The sequence below is a fragment of the Colwellia ponticola genome (genome assembly GCF_005885605.1).
Lineage (GTDB): Bacteria > Pseudomonadota > Gammaproteobacteria > Enterobacterales > Alteromonadaceae > Colwellia > Colwellia ponticola.
Window position 1 is genome coordinate 247,659 of sequence record NZ_SZVP01000001.1, and the last position, 17,713, is coordinate 265,371.

Genomic DNA, 17,713 nt, shown 5'->3' on the forward strand with positions numbered 1-17,713 from the left:
CTGCTTAATTTAAAGCAGCTTAGTTTGAATTAAGCAAGCCGATAGCGAAGAGCTTAGCTAGTTCCAATCACTCTTCGCTAATAATGATTAACTATTAGCAATGACTTTTTTTTTGCTTTTACGCTTTTTATCAAACAAAGACTTTACATTAGCCAGTGCAACAATCAGCCAAATAGTAAGTACAAAAGGCGTTGTTAAGGCAACTACTGTAACTTGTTCTAACCCCCTGGTGAGCAGCACAGAGAACAAAATAGCCGGTATAATAAACCAGTACTTTTGTGTGTAATAGTTAGCAAGTGATATAGCAACAAGACAACCATTAAAACCGTAAAGTCCCATCACCGCTTTCTCTTGAGGAAAATCTAAATAGTTTGCCACTAACAAGCCAATAAGTGACGCCAGTATTGCCCATAATACGGTTTTATAAGAACTCACCAGTAAAGCACAGCAAAACAAAACGCCTGAAAGCCAATTGTCTTGAAACATTACTTGACCGATACCACGAAAAGCACCTCGTATTAAATCAATCAGTGACCAGGAGCCTATAAATGATAAAGAATTGGGGGCGACAAATGTTTTAGGCAAGACTTCAACTAATACCTCTACACCCGCGTAATCTATACCAGCGAAATCTATTATCAGCACGATTAACCATACTGACAGAATAAAAGGAGCTGTTAACGCTGGAATAGCAGGGATTTTAGTGATCATAAAGTGCATTATCACTGCTGATAAAGCACCGCCGAAAATAACAAAGAAAACAGCCGTTAAGTTAGCAGGTAACAGATAAAATACCGCAATACCAACCAGTGCAGCATTAAAACCATAAAAGCCTTTTTGTATGGCTTCACCATTGTAATGGAGTAATTTAGCCGCGGCTAAGCTAGACAAAATTGCCAGCATACAGCCTAACAACATCATCATCGAATTGATGCCAATACCAACTAAAAAAAGGATGCCCGCAACTGAGTTTGTTTGCAGCATGATCTGGGCAGAGCTATGAAGAATACTTTTCGTAAAGTACTCAAGTGGGTTGTTCATGAGTGTTTATTGACCAATAAGTCACTAGCGGTAGTAACAGATAAATAAAAAACTTTAGCTGCAATGTAACGGCCAGACTGAAGCGAGTAATATACTATAAATCTAAGACCGATTTACTTAAGTCAATAAATCGGTATAGCTAACCACTACAGAGGTTGTAGTGGTTAGCATTTTAACCAGTTAACGCTATTTTTAAAATAATTTTTTACTACTTATCGCTGATATATTTCAACGTAGTGATCACTTGCTCAACCGACGTAGCCCAAGCTTGTGCGCTGGCATCAACTTCTTTTAATGGGTGAACAATATCTTCGCTATGTAACGTGATATAAGGCTTACTTAACGCAGCACAATAACCGGCATCAAAAGCAGCATTCCATTGTTTGTATTTATCACCAAAACGGATAATAGCAATATCACAACGCTCTATTAACGTTTTAATTTTTATCGCGTTAACTTTAGCAGATTGGTTATCGCGAACAAATTGTTGATCTTGAGCACCAAGATGATCGCCGGCGCTATCACTACTTTCGTGATCTGTATTGGCTGAAGTAAAAACGATATCTAAATCGTTGTCTTGACAACCTTGAATGATTTTTTCGCGCCAATCAGTATGAATTTCACCGGAAAGATATACTTCTAATTTCATGATTAAATCCTATTTTATTTATATTTAGCTCAAGCTTTATTGTAGCAATAATACAGTAATTATCGTTATTCAATATAGTTATCTGTTTAAATCACGTCCCACGATGCGGGATAAAGTTAAAGGTAATCCGCAGAGAATTAAATGTCTTATTTAAACTCAATACACTCACACCTTTAGCTGCTACAGTGAACGGCCATCGTTGGCCGTTTCAATCATAATAACTAGGCTGTTACTCAGTCACTTTTTCAAGTCTAGTTTTTGGCAAAATAGCATTTAACGCAATAGCCACTAAGCCGCACAAACTAAGACCTGTTAGGCTAAAATCTTCATTGCCAATAGCCATACCACCAATGCCGAAAATCAGTGTCGTAGAAACAATCACTAAGTTACGTTGTTCGGTAAGGTCAACTTGAGATTTTATTAAAATGTTCATGCCTACACCGGCGATCGATCCAAAAAGAAGAATCAAAATACCTCCCATCACAGGTGCTGGGATGGTTTGTAAGGCAATGCCAAACTTAGCGACAAAGGCTAAGCAAATGGCAAAAGCAGCCGCCCACAGCATAATACGCGGGTTAAACATTTTGGTCAGCATTACTGCCCCAGTGACCTCTGAATACGTGGTATTAGGTGGTCCACCAAATAACGCCGCTAACGAAGTAGCTAGGCCATCGCCAAGTAGCGTACGATGTAGACCAGGTTTTTTGGTGTAATCTTTACCCGTAACACTGCCGATAGCAATAATATCACCAACATGCTCAATAGCAGGCGCTATAGCAACAGGTAACATAAAAAGAATCGCCATTAAATTAAACTCAGGGGTGATAAAATTAGGTATAGCAAACCATTCACTTGACGCGATAGCCTCAGTACCTACCATGCCCATAATAGCCGCCATAATATAGCCGACGAATACACCTGCCATAATAGGAATTAAACGTAAAATACCTTTACCTAATGTTGCCACTAACAGAGTAGTAATTAAGGCCGACATCGACACAATTAGTGCATCCGCATAAGGAAAAAGCTCCGCAGATCCATCACCGGTTTTACCCATCGCCATATTAACCGCCATCGGAGCAAGACTAAGACCAATAACCATAATAATCGGTCCGGTGACTACCGCTGGCATTAGCTTGTGTAAAAAGCCAACGCCACGTAATGCCACAATAGCAGCAATCAACACATACACTAGACCCGTAACGAATAACGACCCCATTGCGACAGCAATACCCCAGGTTTGCACTGAATACGCTATTGGCGCAATAAAAACAAAAGAAGAAGCCAAAAATAATGGCACTTGTTGCTTGGTAATAAATTGGAATAAAATAGTACCAATACCCGCAGTAAATAAAGCAACACTTGGGTCTAACCCCGTAAGTAATGGCATTAAAACGAGTGCGCCAAAAGCAACAAATAACATTTGTAGGCCGGCTAGAGCATTACGCCAAGATGATTGAGTAAAGCTACTTTGGCTTAGAGAGTTTTCCGACATGGTGTGTTCACTTATTTGGTTAACGATTAATATAGTTATTGATTCAGGGGATTATTAGAAACGTATTACAAGGAAGGTATTACGCTCAAGCGAGTGTAGTTCGTAATACCGCAAGAAATTACTGAGTACCAAATATTTTATCGCCTGCATCACCTAGCCCAGGAATAATATAACCTTGCTCATTTAAACGCTCGTCAACAGAAGCCGTATAAATATCAACATCCGGGTGGGCATTTTGCACTTTTGCAATGCCTTCTGGCGCCGCAACTAACACCAAGGCTCTAATGTCGGTACAGCCTGCTTTTTTTAAGATATCGATAGTCGCGTTCATTGAACCACCCGTTGCTAACATAGGGTCGATAATTAACGCCATACGTTGCTCAATGTCACCGGCTAACTTTTCAAAATAAGTCACTGGCTCTAGTGTTTCTTCATCACGATAAAGGCCAACCACACTAATTTTTGCACTAGGCATTAGCTCTAACACACCATCTAACATACCAATACCAGCACGTAAAATTGGCACTACCGTGGCTTTTTTACCCACAAGACGCTGACCTGTTAACTCGCCATCCCAACCTTGCATTTTGTAGTCTTCTAACTCAAGATTCTTAGTCGCCTCATAAGTTAATAAACTACCCACTTCAGCGGATAGTTGACGAAAGCTACGAGTGCTCATATTTTTGGCACGCATTAAGCTAATTTTATGTTGTACCAGTGGGTGTTTTATTTCGTATACTGACATGTTCTATATTCCGCAGAGTAAAATTTCCTTATTTTTACATAAATCGGCAAAATATTAGAGTTATTTTTAATGATATGCGGTGACTTTTTTCAGTGTTTTACTAACAACAACTGCTAACGCTTCAAATAGTGATTAAAATCAATATTGCTACAGCCAAGTACGGCTTTGACTCGATTACTGGCACCGAGTTTTTTAAGAATGGATGATACATGAGACTTAACGGTGGTTTCTGAGATATGTAAATTAAAGGCTATTTTCTTGTTCGCTTCCCCTTTAGTTAAATGCTGCAAGACAATTAATTCACGGCGTGTTAATAAGGAGATTTTTTCAGGTAATGCTTGGTTTTCATGACTCGTTGTTGTGCTAACTTGCGAACGCATAATATCTGCAGGTAAATAAACATTTCCCTGAAAAATACTCTCTAGTGCATCAGCTATCATATCTTTTGAAGAGGATTTCGCGATAAAACCAACCGCGCCATAAGAAATAGTTTGTAGAATTTTTTGCTTTTCTTGTTCTGCAGAAACAATGACAATAGGCGTTGTCGGACATTGATTGCGTAAGTCTAATAATCCGTTGAGATTTAACATCCCTGGCATATTTAAATCTAACAATATCAAATCAACGTCATCATTGTCTTTAACAAAAGCAAGTGTTGAGTCAACATCTTCGGTTTCATAAGTGGTCGATCCCGGAAATTTTATGCCTATAATATTAACAATGGCGTCTCTAAACAGCGGATGATCGTCTGCTACTAAAATGTTATACATAGATTAACTACCGTTATGAAATAAAGTGAACTAATTAAACATAACAGATTATTTGCTATTAGTTAATCATTCAATAGATGTAAATTCGTCCTTTTTTAGTATAAAAAACAAATACCCGCTTGCTAAAAGCGGATATTTGTTTTGTCGATGTTATGAGTGATTAATAGACAGTGCTAAAAACGACCTAAAATGTTACCACAGCACCAATTGAGAAGGTGTCATTATCTTCTGCTCTTAATGAGTCAGTAGCATCTACTTCAGTATTATTATATTCAAGTACCAAGGTTACTCCTGGACGAACAGTTCTAAAGTAAGCAACCCCAGTATTACTGTGCACTGCATCGCCAGTGATACCAACAACGTCAACATTACCTGCATTGGCCGTTTCAGACTCACCGTAGGTTAAGACAAAACGGTTATCTTCAATAGTGTATGCCGCTTGAACTAAATAACCATCCGACTCAATAGAGTCAGGTCCAACAATTTGATCTAACCCGGCAACATGTCCTAAACCTTTGGCACTATAACCAGAAGCGGTTAATGACACGCCTGAAAACATAACATTAATACCATAACCAATGCCTGATTGATTTTGTTTAACGTCATTTACTTCACTTGATTGACTGACACCACTAACCCAAGCTTTTAATGAGGTATCATCATCAAAACTAGTATTGTACATTAGCTCAGCTTCAAAGCGTGGTAGCTCTTCAGAGGAGTCACTTGATACTTTATTAGGATCCATAATACCAACCGCTAATTTAAAGCCGTTAATTTCAGGCGTTCTATAAGTAACTTGTGACTTTGGCATTGGGTAAGTATAACCCGTAGCGATATTACCAAAAGAGACATTGTTACCATCAACTAAACCAAAAAACTCAGACGTTTGACCAAAACCAAGTAATAATTCATCGCCAAGAATATTGGCGCGATTATATAGACCAAAATCTTTACCAAGTAAGACTTCGCCCCAGCTACCACTTACCGTGGCATAAAATTGACGAACATCGACTAATGATCCTGTCCCTAAATCAGCAGGTGATTCATCACGATTATTGTCGGTATCACTAAGAGAAACCCAAAAAGAAGAGCGCATACCAATTTTGATATCTGATAATTGGTTACTAAAATTAAAACCAATATTACTTGGTAAAAAACCAGTACGAACGCGTGATTGTGTATGGTCTGACTTTATGCCTGCTGCAGTTGTTTCATCAATTGAACTGTTAGAGTAGAACACGTTAACTAGGCCGTCAGTACTAAATGACATGCCATCCTTTTCGTAAATTTCAACCGTGGCATTGGCGTTAAATGCTGCCATGGTTAAGGTGGCTGTTATTAGGCTTAATTTAAATAGTTTAGTCATTTCATGCTTCCCGTTTTATCATTATAGTTAGTCTCACCATGATAAAACCATTGCCATAAAAAAAAATGAGCCGACTTACCTAAATGCCTTATCACTTAGTCGTATACATAAGGCTTACTACTTTAGTGGGATCAGGGATGATAAATGCGAGATGTTTGTCTTATGAACTAGGTAAATTAATTAACGAGAAAAATTAATCAATACGTCCCGCAAGTAAATGAGGATACTTTACTAGCAATTGTGCTTGCCATTTGAGTTCTGCTACCCCTGACTCTTTGCGTGGTTTAGGTAAATCGACAATAGCTTGATGAACAATAGTACTGGGCGAGTGACTCATAAAAATAATCCGGTCAGCTAAGTAAATGGCTTCGGATAAATCATGAGTAACAAACACCACGGTAGTGCCCCTTTGTATACACAAATCAAGCAGTAATTGTCGTAGCCGAGCTGCCGTAGGCGCATCAAGAGAATTGAAAGGTTCATCTAATAGTAACAGTTGTGGGTTGATGGCAAAAGCACGAGCAATACTTACCCGGCGTTGCATACCTCCAGATAATTGACTAGGAAAGTAGCCACCTTTATTGTCCAAGCCGACTTGTGCTAACAAACCATCAATTTTGTGGTACTGGCTAGGTGATAAGACCAACTCAATATTTTCTTTTACCGTAAGCCACGGCATTAATCGAGGTTGTTGAAAAATATAACCGAGCTGATGACTCTGATTATTAACACCGCTATCATTAGCCCCATACTTTTGAGAAGCTCTTTCATTATACGAAATATGCTGCCCAGAACAGTCTTCAAGACCACTAATCATATTGAGCAAAGTAGACTTTCCGCAGCCTGACGGCCCAATGATGGCAACAAACTCTCCGGGCTTAACCGTAAAGTCGAGTTGTGCTAAAACAGCTTGTTGACTATTAGGATAATACTTATTGTTAATAGCGACATTTAATTCAATCACCACAAGCTCCTCTTGCAACGAGTTTATCAAAGGGTTTAAAAAACAAAATTTCAATGAGTAAAATAATCATGACAAAAGCAAAGGTATAAGCAAGAATTCCTGCAATATCAAAGAATTGAAACAAGGTGTTTAACGCAAAACCTACGCCATCACTTCGCCCTAACAGCTCAACGACTAGGACTATTTTCCAAATCAAAGATAAACCAGAACGCGCAGCAGCGATAATAAAAGGATAAAGCTGGGGTAAAAATACCGAAAAGAAGGTTTTAGTGGCGGATAGTTTGTAAATTTTAGCCACCGCTAATAAATCTTTATCAACCGTTCGTGTTCCTTCTCTAATCATCACCACTACCGTAGGGATCTTATTAATAGCAACGGCGGCAATGGCTGCAGCTTCAACTAAACCAAACCAAATATAGCAAAGCAAAATAGTCACTAAGGCGGGAATATTAAGCATGATAATGAGCAAGGAGTCAGTCAATTTATTAAAAAGGCTATTAACCCCCATCATTATACCAATGATGCCCCCAAGCAACATGGCAATAATAAAGCTAAGTAATACACGTCTGAGGGTGATCAATATATTATTAACCATATCACCTTCATTAAAGTGAAACTGGACGCTTTTTATCACGCTATACAGTGAAGGAAAGTCTGGACTGGCAATTAACCATGCCATGCTTTGCCATAATGCAGATAAGGCAACAACTATACCGACCCGCACTAATAAAAATGACACTAGATGCTTTGGTAATATCATGGTAAAAGTACCTTTATTGAACATTTCTTATCTAACCACTTGGCTATAACAACATTTTAAAAACAACTTACTGAGCAGTATTTTATTGAATAGTATTCGCAATATTTTCCAGCGTATCTTTATGCCAAAAGGTTCCCTGACTTAATGCCGTCGCATTACCAACCAACGCACGTCCTCCCTGTTCAGCTAATATCTCGAAAACTCGCTGGCTAGCCGCGATTTCTTTATGACCAAACTCTCTTAACAAGCCTGCTCGATAATCTTTCTTTAATAAGGTAAACACTTCACTATTTTCAGCTTTTATTAACGGGCGAATACGTTGCCATTCTTTATCTGACGATAATAAGATTTTTTTTGCTTCAGCTGAGGCCTGCAAAAACCGTGTTAACGCGTTAGGATGTTTATTAGCCCACTGTTGATCAAATACCCAACCTAGTAACGGTATTTGTCCTTCAATATTTAATTCTGTGAGCATTTGAGGAACTGTCACTAATGATTTGTAGCCTGCTGCTTTAAGTCTAGCGTTGTAGTGCCAAAAGTTAATCGCGGCATCTAAGTCGCCTCGTAGCATTAATCGATTTAAGAGTGGCGGAACAGCGAACACAGGAGTGGCTTGATTTTTTAAGTCAAACCCGTACTTTTTTTGACTATAGGCTTGTAATAGCAACCAATTTTTATCAACTGAACCACCAGCAATACCGACTTTTTTTCCTTTAAGATCGGTTAAAGATTTTACTGATGAACTCGCCGAAATATAAAGCCCGCCGGTCGCCATAGAGGTAGGAAACATTGTGTACATTCTCTGATCAAAGCGCTGGCGGTTAACCCAAAGCCAATCGCTAAGAATAATATCAACCGCATCACTTTGTAAGGCGACCGAAGACGCATTCTTACTAGATAACGATGTTACCTTTAGCTCGAACTGATATTTTTTATCTAGCTGATGATGTTTAATTACATCAATTTCCCAGTTAACCGTACCGTACTTTAAAACGCCAACACGAACTTCTGGCAAAGCATTGACATTAAAAGACACTAAAAAATAGAGCACTATGCTACAAAACCATTTATTCATATTGATTACCTTACTAACATTTTGCGTTATATCCGCGTTCACTCATGTAATAACCATTTAACGAATGCTAAAAATCAACCTTCACGCCAACGTGCATCGCGCGTGGTTGCCCACCAAAAAATCGATAAGAACCAAAAGCATAGTCAGCTCGACTGGCGTACTTTTCATCGGTTAGGTTTTCAATACGCGCCAATAATTTAACCTGCTTATTGATGATAATCGCACCTCGAAGTTGCCATAAATTATGTCCGCTATATTCATGTTCATTATCAGGGTCTAGATAATAGTCGCCCAGATGTAACCATTCTAATTCAAGGCTAGTACTGGTTGTTGGTAGCCACTTTAGTCGGGTATTCGCAAGATGTTTAGGCGCAGTATCAATAATGTTACCTGCGACTACACCACTGCTTGGACGATCGAATTTATAGGTATGTTCACCATAGCTATAATTAATAGCCAAATTGATAGTGTCGCTCAGTTCGTAATTTACCCCTAGCTCAAGTCCTTGGTGTGACGTTTTACCATCAGTGACATTTAAGCCTTGTGCATCACGAAAGAAAAAATTGTTTTTAGTCATCGTATAAATAACCGCCTCATACTGAAACTTGTCATTGATACCGCGCAAGCCTATCTCAGTGCTGTTCATTTCTTCTGAGTTAATTTCACCGACGACTTGCTGATTTTGCAAACGATATAAGTCTGTCGTTTGTGGCGCCCTAAATCCTTGTGACCATCCGCCAAATAATGCGGTTTCATCAGCTAATTGATAATTAAAACCAAACTTAGTACTCGTATTGTTAAATTGATCATCACTATTACTTGGTCGAAGATATAAGCAAGGCACCGCATCATTAGAATTATTAACACAATCAGTGCCGTCTGCTTTAGTAATACCGTCAGCAACTAAGTTGCGATAACGATATTCGCTAGCATCAAAACGAATACTCGCGGTGAAGGTTAACAAGTCATTCACCTGCCAATCTCCTTGAACATAGGGTGCAACGGTTACGGCATCAACTTGGTAATCATAGTGGATCCCTTGCTGTCGAGCTTTGCCAAAACTAAAGCTGTCTGGCTTTTGTTGCGTTTCGGTTAACGCCCCTTCAGTCCACTCAGCATCAACTCCCATGACAAACTCAAGAGTGGGGTTTATTTGCCAATAGTAGCTACTGACTATGCCGACACTGTAATGGCTATTTTCTTCTATCGATTCTGACGGTAGATAGTGCTGACGAAACTCCATTTGATTAATACGAAAGTAAGGGGTAATACTAAACCGCGTATCAGTACTTAATAGGCGCTGCCAATTGGTCGCGATACGCAATGACGACCACTGGCGGTAGGCATCATCATCACAATTCTTTTCCATTGCTTGGCGATCTTTATATAACTTATCATCGTCATAATCTGAACGATAACAATCACTACCGTTATCACTAGAAGAAATAAAGCCAGCGGTATCTTGATCCAATACAAAGCCTGAAATCAGAGTGCTAACTTTATCAACGCCCTGCTCATAATCATGTCTGCCATTAACTTTAAAGGAGGTAAAACCACTATCATCTCGATAACCGTCCTCTTCAATTGCTTGAAAATTACTACTAAAGCCATGAACGCCCATTTCACGACCTAGCGTACCTTGTAGCTGATAGCGTTTATTGGGACCAAAAAGTAATGATACGTCACCCTCATCACTAGGTGCTTTAGTTAATACGTTAATAACACCATGTACTGCATTAGAGCCATAAACAGCACTTGCAGGTCCTCTAATGACTTCTATTTCACTTGCTTGTGCAAGGTTAAGTTCTGACAAAGCATTATTATTAGCAAAACCTGCTGATCGCGTAGCAATACCTTCTTCAAGAAATAAAAAAGCGCCGGCAGCTCCCGGTCCAGTTAATACCGGAGAACGTAGCGAAGGCAGAGATTCCATACCATTATTCGCTTGAATATGAACACCGGTAGCACGGTTGAGTATCTCACTTGGGTGAACCGCACTAACGCTATTAATATCTTGCGCTGATATACGCTCAACATTACCAGAGGTATTCAGTAAATTGGATGATAAACGGCTAGCGGTGACAACAATAATTTCAGTCGTCGCTAAGTCTACTTGTGCAACTTTTGTATCATCTGCGAGTAAAACCCCAGAAAAACCACTTAGTGATAGCGTTAAATAAGAAAGATAAACAGAATAATATTGTTGATACATCAATTTGCTCTTTACGTGAGACAAAATACATAAGCCGATCCTATGCTGACCATAACAACATTACTTTCCTCCTTTAGTATGACTATCACCCTCTTTTAGTAACGCCAGCGTTATTTAACTTGGGTTAATTAAAAGCAGAGTACCAATTGTTAAAACAACTAGTTAGCAAGAAAAGTTAAAACTGATAGTTAACACTTACGCTAATAGCACGCGGTCTTGAAGGGCCAACAAAGTACGCTTCAAAGTCAGTATCAGGATATATCTCCCCGAGTACTTCATCGGCTTCGCCGTAGGTACCAAAAGTATCAAAATGACGGTCAAATAAATTATCAACTTTTGCGGATAAGCGAAGTTGTTCATTGACTTGATAGCTTAGATAAATATTCGTCACGGCATAAGACGATATTTTTTTATTTTCATTCGCTTCATCACCGCGATAGTAAGAAGAGGAGGCATATAAAAATTCTGTGCCTGCATTGATCTGATCGTTAAGCTGCCAATCAAGATGAAATTTAAACTGATGTTCAGGCTGTCCAGGGATATTATCCCCTGGTTTGACTTGTCTATTTGGGCCTAATGGATTAACCGGGCTAAAAGCAATAAAAGGAGATTCAAACGTTGCCTTAAGAAAGTTATAACTAGCACCAAAATCAACATCACTCCCCAGTTGTGTGTTAAGCGCTAGCTCTAGTCCTTGGCGCTGAGTTTTATCAAGATTGATAAAGTAACCTTGATTAGATTTTTGACCGGCCTGTTGAAAAATAATATCTTGATAACTTAATGTTGAAAAGACTGTCGCCAAGGCAGAAAATGTTGGCTTAGTATAATGTAAGGAGGCTTCTGTTGTTTTTGCAACAACTTGCTCAAGCGGCGGATCAGCAACAAAGCCATTGGGTAACTTACAAGGATCCTCTTCATCTGCACAACTCAACTCAGCAGGGCTCGGTGTCCGTGAAGACTCGCTGTAACTTAACTTTAATGCTAAGTTTGAGTTAAATGAGTAGTTAATCGCAATAGCGGGATTAAACCGATGAAAAACATGCTCACCGTTAAGCGATCCTTTACCCGTCTCTATTTGATCCCTCATACTCACCTCAGCATAATTATAACGACCAGCGAGATTAAGTGTTAAGTGCTCAGTTAACGACGTCGTGTTTGAAAAATAGAGGTAATGCTGCTTCGTTGTTACCTTTAAATTGACTCTTGACTCCATATCAAACAAACCAATGCCGGTGACCGAGCGATCATCAGTGATAGAGCCATTATGAAGAACTGCAAACTCGGTATTACTTTTAAAACTAATTTCCGCTTGGTCCATACCTAAGCCAAAAATAAACTCATTATTGATCGTGTCGTAAACACTTAATTGCACATATTGAAGTGCGCCACCATAACTTTCACTATCAGTGAAGCCGGTATTAAAAGTACCATCAACATCATCAGCATCAATATCGCTGACATCACTTAGCCAAATATCTTCATCATAACCAACAAAATGAACACGCTCTAAGGCACCATCATCAGCTTCTTCACACAAACTATAACGCGAACCAAACCCACACTCTTCATAATCACTGTCATCGCCATTGATGCTATTAATTTCGTTTTGGCGATAGTAAGCATTTGCCTGCCACGACATATTATCGTTGATAATATTATCTGCCTTAATACTAAACTGTTGAAAGTCAGTATTAGTTTGATCTGGCTGAGTGTATATAGCACTGCGACTTGCCAGTTCAGCAAGTTGCTCAGGAATCGCACCATTGCCAAGCATTTCGTTATTATTAGCGGAAAAAGTAACGTCGATTTTACGCACATCACTAGCATAAGAGAGCGTTGCCAGCATCTGCTGTAACTCACTGTCAGAATAATCTCTCCAGCCATCCTCTTGATAACTATTAGCGACAATATAGTAGCCCCAATGCCCTTTATTACCGCCTGATTGCACGGTAAATTGCTGCTGCCCAAAACTGCCCATACGAGCTTCAAGCTCATTATGTGAGAAAGTAAAACCGCTTTTTGTTTGCAGCGCTAGCGCTCCACCTAAGGTATTTTGACCAAAAACAGGATTAGAGCCTGAATATAACGCAACAGTATCCAGTGCCGCCAGTGGAATAAGATCCCAGTTAACCGTATCACCAAAGGGCTCATTAAAGCGCACCCCGTTTACATAAACAGAGATCCCTTGAGGTAAACCTAATAACGGAGAAGCAGTAAAGCCTCGATACTGAACATCTGGTTGAAAGGGGTTATTTTGTACGTCATTTATATGCAAACTCACCAGCTGATTTTTCATATGCTCAGCTAAGGAAATGGCTTGTGATTGAGCGAGTGCTTGGGCAGTGATCGTTTGAACACTACCAAAAGCACTCTCTTCACCAACAGAACGATAAGATAGTGGCGTTTGCCCGTAGACACCAATTTTTTCAATATCACTAACATCCTGCCCTAGTGCAGGCAGTGCGGTACAAAGAACAATAAGGGTTAAGATATGCTTCACAAATAATGACCAACTGAAAGTTTAATCGTTAAAGTATACTGATAGTTAACTCAAATAGTAGTACCGACAAAGTTAGCAATAAAAAATAAAAACAAACAATTACAAATACTTAATTGAAAAAATACTCTGTAAAAACATACTAAAGTATGGCTAATTCCCTACTTACCGCCATGTAACGGCTTAAAGCTCATCAAAGCAAAAAATGACGCAATACCTGTCGCGATTAACACGGTTGTTAAGGCCATAATATTTACTTGTGTATAAAGAGCAAACCGTAATAATTCAACACAAGCAGTGAAGGGATTGAACTGGCAAAGCCAATATAGCCAAAGGCTTGCTTCTTGCATTTTCCATAAGGGGTATAAAGCACTCGACAAAAAGAACATAGGAAAAATAACAAAATTCATCACCCCAGCAAAGTTTTCTAATTGTTTGATCAAGTTAGACAACATAAGCCCTAACGCACCAAGAAAAAAAGCAATTAAGAAAATAGCAGGAATTGCGCTAACGTAGCCCATAAGCGGAATATCAACATCAACTAATTGAGCAAAAAGTAAAAAGATAACCACTTGTAAAAGTGATAGCAAGGCACTGGCAACTAACTTACAGCATAATAAAAAAGGCCGAGGTAAGGGGCTCATCAATAATACTTTCATGCTCCCCATCTCACGATCATAAACCATAGAAAGCGAACTTTGCATCCCATTAAATAAAATGATCATGCAGCAAAGTCCTGGGGTAATATATTGTTGATAAGTAATATAGGTGCCATAAGGCTCCATGATAGAAACACCCAAGGCCGCTCTAAAGCCGGCAGCAAAAACAATCAGCCACAGTAGCGGTCTAATTAATGCACTTAATAAACGCGAACGTTGTTGAAAAAAACGTAAAAGCTCACGCTTAACAATGCCATTAAAACAAGAAAGATAACGGTTGTTCATCGGCTAATCTCCGTACTTGAGGTTAACGTACGATAAAGCTGATAGACATCGACAACCTTATGTTTTTTACATAAATCAGCGCTAAGCCCCTGTGCTTTAATTTTTCCTTCATCGATAATAATCAATTGATCATCATCAGCAATTTCATCAATTAAATGCGTTGCCCATAACACACAAATACCCCGTTGTTGGCAAAGTGAACCGACATATTCGGTGATCATTTTTCTGCTATCAATATCCAAACCAACCGTTGCTTCATCAAGTAATAATACTTTGGGTTGATGGATTAACGCGCGGGCAATTTCAACACGGCGACGGTGTCCTCCGTTTAACGATCTGACCTTATCATTAAGTCGCGTTGTTAATTGCAGCTGAGCCAAAATATCACTGATATTATCCAGTGCTTGCGTTGATGAAATACCATGTAGCGCGGCATAATAAGTTAAATTTTGCTTAACCGATAAATCTACATCTAATGTGCTTTGCTGAAAAACAACGCCCATAGATTTCATAATGTTAGATCTATCAAGAGTTAAGTCATAACCATTGATCTTAATAGCGCCGGATGCAGCCTGATAAAGACCTGTTAGCATGGCAAATAAGGTGCTTTTTCCTGCACCATTAGGACCGAGCAAAACATTAAAACCACTATTAAGAGTCAAGCTTAGACTATCAATGGCCAATTTTTTACCATAATAGAAAGTGAGCTCGTTGGTAACAATGTTCATGGCACATTACGTATCACTACGCCCCATGGGTAACGACCCACCTTCACTGACTTTGTCACTTTCAAGCGCTTAACATCAATCACGGACACATCACCACTGACACCGTTTGTCGTTAATAGCTGACTTTCATCATGATTAAAAGCAAGTTGCCACACACGACGGCCAACTAATAAATACTGTTCAACTGTCATTGTTTTACGATCTATAACAGCGACATGGTTGGCAGGCCCTAATGCGACAAACGCATATTGCCCATCGTTTGTTAATTCAATACCAACAGGTTGAACACGATCATGATGAATTCCACGGATATCAAAAGTAAACTCTTTAATAATTTTTTGCGTAGCCACATCAAGTATCACTACCGTACCGCCAATTTCAGAGCTAACCCATAAGTATTTACTGTCCTTGGTAAACTTAGCTGACCTTGGTCTAGCACTGACTAAGGTATTAGCAAAGTTTTTATGGGTTTTGGTGTCAATCCAATGCACCATATTGGTTGTTTCTGACGTCACTACTACAATTTCGCCATCAGGGCTTACTGCTAAGCCTTCAGGCTCAACACCCACCTCTACTTGCGCGATAACATCAGCGGTTTTAATATCAATGACCGTCAGTAAGGCATCGTCTTCATTCGACGTATACATGATTTTACCATCTGGGTGTAAAGCTATGGTTTCAGGGTCTTCACCAGAAGGTAACTCACCAATGATCTGCTCAGTGTCTAGATCCAATATTTGGATCCTATCGGAATCACTCGCACAAATATAAGCAAGTGATTGATCCTTATTCAAAATGATGCCTCTAGGTCGTTGCCCTACCGCTATGTTGTTAATGACTTTATTCTGACTTAAATCGATAACCGAAATATTGTCATCCTTTTCATTGGTCACATAAGCAAATTCAGTGGCGTAACTTGCAGTAACATTAAGCAAAAGCGCTAAACTTACTAAGTTAGAAAGTAATTTATATTTTATCATTGATGGTAAACCTTATTTACATTGAGATTCTTGAATATCATAGCCAAGCGTATCAAGTTCAGTAGTGGGATGAAGCATACCCGGTTGCGGTGACTGCGATACCAAAGCATGAGGCTGCACCAACGCCAACGGCATTCTCAATTGTAGGTTCCAAGGACGAAAACTCAACTTACGCCCTTTGTACGCCGCCAATTCAAAATCTGCTGAATTAATATATTCGATGAGTTTTTTACTCTTATTGGAATGAATTTTATGGACTGTTTGCGCAACACTACGTACCGCAAGATAACCGGCAAAGTCTCGCTCATTCATTTTTCTGTTAGCTAGCAAAATAAAACGGTTTTGTAGCTGAGTTGCTCCCCACTGCTCTATCACACTATGCCATGCTAATGCTTCCAAACCAGCAGAGCCGATAACAGGTCGTGGTAAGTAGGTATTAAAAGGTAAAAACTCAGCAAACGCTTTTGATTTGTCTGCAACATAAACAACATCATAATCTTGTAAGGTTTGCGTAAACAAAGGAATTTCTTGTTGTGCGCTACGTCTAAGGTCGGTATTAAAGTCCCATTGTTTCTCTTCAATCACCTTTAAACCAAAACGTTTTGCCGCACGTTTAAATGACGTCGCTAAATTAGCATCTTCAACTTTATTACCCTTAATTAATAACACTTTATTCATACGTCGATAAAGTAACCATTGGGCAAGTGCATCAGATTTCATCGCATCGCTTGGGACGGTATGAAAGACGGAGCTTAAACACTGATTATGGCGTAATACGTCTGCAGACTCACTCACATTGAATAGCAACACGGGCTTGTTTTTCGCCCAACGATCAACTTCAACTAATTGTGCTAACGGTGCGTCAATAATAAAAACATGCCGTCCCTGTTGATATTCTTTATTTACATACCCTAAAAACTGGCTTGCGTTAGTGGCTATAAAGTTATTTATACTGAAGTGCTGATTTAAAAATTTTCCCGTGGTATTTGAATCATTAATCGCCAGCTTAGCTCCTAAGTAACCACTATTTGCTGGTTTTTTAAAAAGACTAGAGACTCCCGGCTGTTCTGGCTGTACTAACTTCACATAGCTTATATCAACCGTCATTGGACCGGACATTGCACTCAAAGCGCTAAGACAAAAACAGCACAGTGAAGCAGTAATACTTTTTGCTAAATACTTGTTAAGCTTTTTAACGTTAATGTTTTTAAACATGGCGACCCCAAAAATAATAAAACACTATGACTAGCTAATGACACAGCCATCTTAATATGATGAGTGTCTTGATATATAGTCGCGCTACTCAACTTAAGAAACGACTTAAAAAACCAGGTAAAAAGCTACGCTGAAGTTGAGTTTATGTCTCAATCATATAGAAAAAGGTGTAAAAGTTAAAAAGAAGTTTATTCTCACAAAAAACAATAAGCATTTGATTTATATAAACATAAGTTTATAAAAATGATTTTACCCCGTTAAATTCATACTAA

The 17,713-nt window shown here is 39.0% G+C and carries 15 protein-coding genes; all 15 read right to left on the reverse strand.

Annotated features, from left to right (window positions below):
• Positions 1 to 87 precede the first annotated feature (87 nt).
• On the reverse strand, positions 88 to 1,041 hold the full coding sequence (locus tag FCS21_RS01030; protein WP_138620128.1) for an urea transporter: 954 nt from the start codon (positions 1,039 to 1,041) through the stop codon (positions 88 to 90).
• A 208-nt stretch (positions 1,042 to 1,249) separates the two neighbouring features.
• Entirely contained in the window at positions 1,250 to 1,690 is a 441-nt protein-coding gene (locus FCS21_RS01035) for a YtoQ family protein (protein ID WP_138620129.1), read from the reverse strand.
• 229 nt (positions 1,691 to 1,919) lie between these two features.
• Positions 1,920 to 3,185 carry a uracil-xanthine permease family protein gene (locus FCS21_RS01040; protein ID WP_138620130.1) on the reverse strand — a complete coding sequence of 422 codons (1,266 nt, stop codon included), beginning with the start codon at positions 3,183 to 3,185 and terminating at the stop codon, positions 1,920 to 1,922.
• A 118-nt stretch (positions 3,186 to 3,303) separates the two neighbouring features.
• Entirely contained in the window at positions 3,304 to 3,930 is a 627-nt protein-coding gene (gene upp, locus FCS21_RS01045; RefSeq protein ID WP_138620131.1) for a uracil phosphoribosyltransferase, read from the reverse strand.
• A 113-nt stretch (positions 3,931 to 4,043) separates the two neighbouring features.
• Positions 4,044 to 4,700 (reverse strand): response regulator transcription factor, encoded by a 657-nt coding sequence (locus tag FCS21_RS01050; RefSeq protein ID WP_138620132.1) that lies wholly within the window; start codon positions 4,698 to 4,700, stop codon positions 4,044 to 4,046.
• Positions 4,701 to 4,884: 184 nt separating this feature from the next.
• Positions 4,885 to 6,066, reverse strand: a complete 1,182-nt coding sequence (locus FCS21_RS01055; protein ID WP_138620133.1) for a porin — start codon at positions 6,064 to 6,066, stop codon at positions 4,885 to 4,887.
• A gap of 193 nt (positions 6,067 to 6,259) precedes the next feature.
• Entirely contained in the window at positions 6,260 to 7,030 is a 771-nt protein-coding gene (locus tag FCS21_RS01060) for an ABC transporter ATP-binding protein (protein WP_138620134.1), read from the reverse strand.
• Positions 7,023 to 7,790, reverse strand: a complete 768-nt coding sequence (locus FCS21_RS01065; protein ID WP_138620135.1) for an ABC transporter permease — start codon at positions 7,788 to 7,790, stop codon at positions 7,023 to 7,025. Before FCS21_RS01065 ends, FCS21_RS01060 begins: the two co-directional genes overlap by 8 nt.
• An 82-nt stretch (positions 7,791 to 7,872) precedes the next feature.
• The gene (locus FCS21_RS01070) at positions 7,873 to 8,865 is read right to left on the reverse strand and encodes an ABC transporter substrate-binding protein (RefSeq protein WP_138620136.1); all 993 of its coding nucleotides are present in this window, start codon (positions 8,863 to 8,865) and stop codon (positions 7,873 to 7,875) included.
• A 67-nt stretch (positions 8,866 to 8,932) separates the two neighbouring features.
• Positions 8,933 to 11,077 carry a TonB-dependent receptor gene (locus tag FCS21_RS01075; RefSeq protein WP_138620137.1) on the reverse strand — a complete coding sequence of 715 codons (2,145 nt, stop codon included), beginning with the start codon at positions 11,075 to 11,077 and terminating at the stop codon, positions 8,933 to 8,935.
• Positions 11,078 to 11,252: 175 nt separating this feature from the next.
• The gene (locus tag FCS21_RS01080) at positions 11,253 to 13,577 is read right to left on the reverse strand and encodes a TonB-dependent receptor (protein ID WP_138620138.1); all 2,325 of its coding nucleotides are present in this window, start codon (positions 13,575 to 13,577) and stop codon (positions 11,253 to 11,255) included.
• A 158-nt stretch (positions 13,578 to 13,735) separates the two neighbouring features.
• Positions 13,736 to 14,518: a lanthanide ABC transporter permease protein PedC gene (locus FCS21_RS01085; protein ID WP_138620139.1), complete on the reverse strand. Its 783-nt coding sequence runs from the start codon at positions 14,516 to 14,518 to the stop codon at positions 13,736 to 13,738.
• The gene (locus tag FCS21_RS01090) at positions 14,515 to 15,246 is read right to left on the reverse strand and encodes a lanthanide ABC transporter ATP-binding protein PedB/LutE (protein ID WP_138620140.1); all 732 of its coding nucleotides are present in this window, start codon (positions 15,244 to 15,246) and stop codon (positions 14,515 to 14,517) included. Before FCS21_RS01090 ends, FCS21_RS01085 begins: the two co-directional genes overlap by 4 nt.
• Positions 15,243 to 16,226, reverse strand: a complete 984-nt coding sequence (locus FCS21_RS01095; protein WP_138620141.1) for a YVTN family beta-propeller repeat protein — start codon at positions 16,224 to 16,226, stop codon at positions 15,243 to 15,245. The genes FCS21_RS01090 and FCS21_RS01095 overlap by 4 nt, the downstream gene beginning before the upstream one ends.
• Positions 16,227 to 16,238: 12 nt before the next feature.
• Positions 16,239 to 17,441 (reverse strand): lanthanide ABC transporter ABC transporter substrate-binding protein PedA1, encoded by a 1,203-nt coding sequence (locus FCS21_RS01100; RefSeq protein ID WP_138620142.1) that lies wholly within the window; start codon positions 17,439 to 17,441, stop codon positions 16,239 to 16,241.
• Between the last annotated feature and the right edge of the window lie 272 nt (positions 17,442 to 17,713).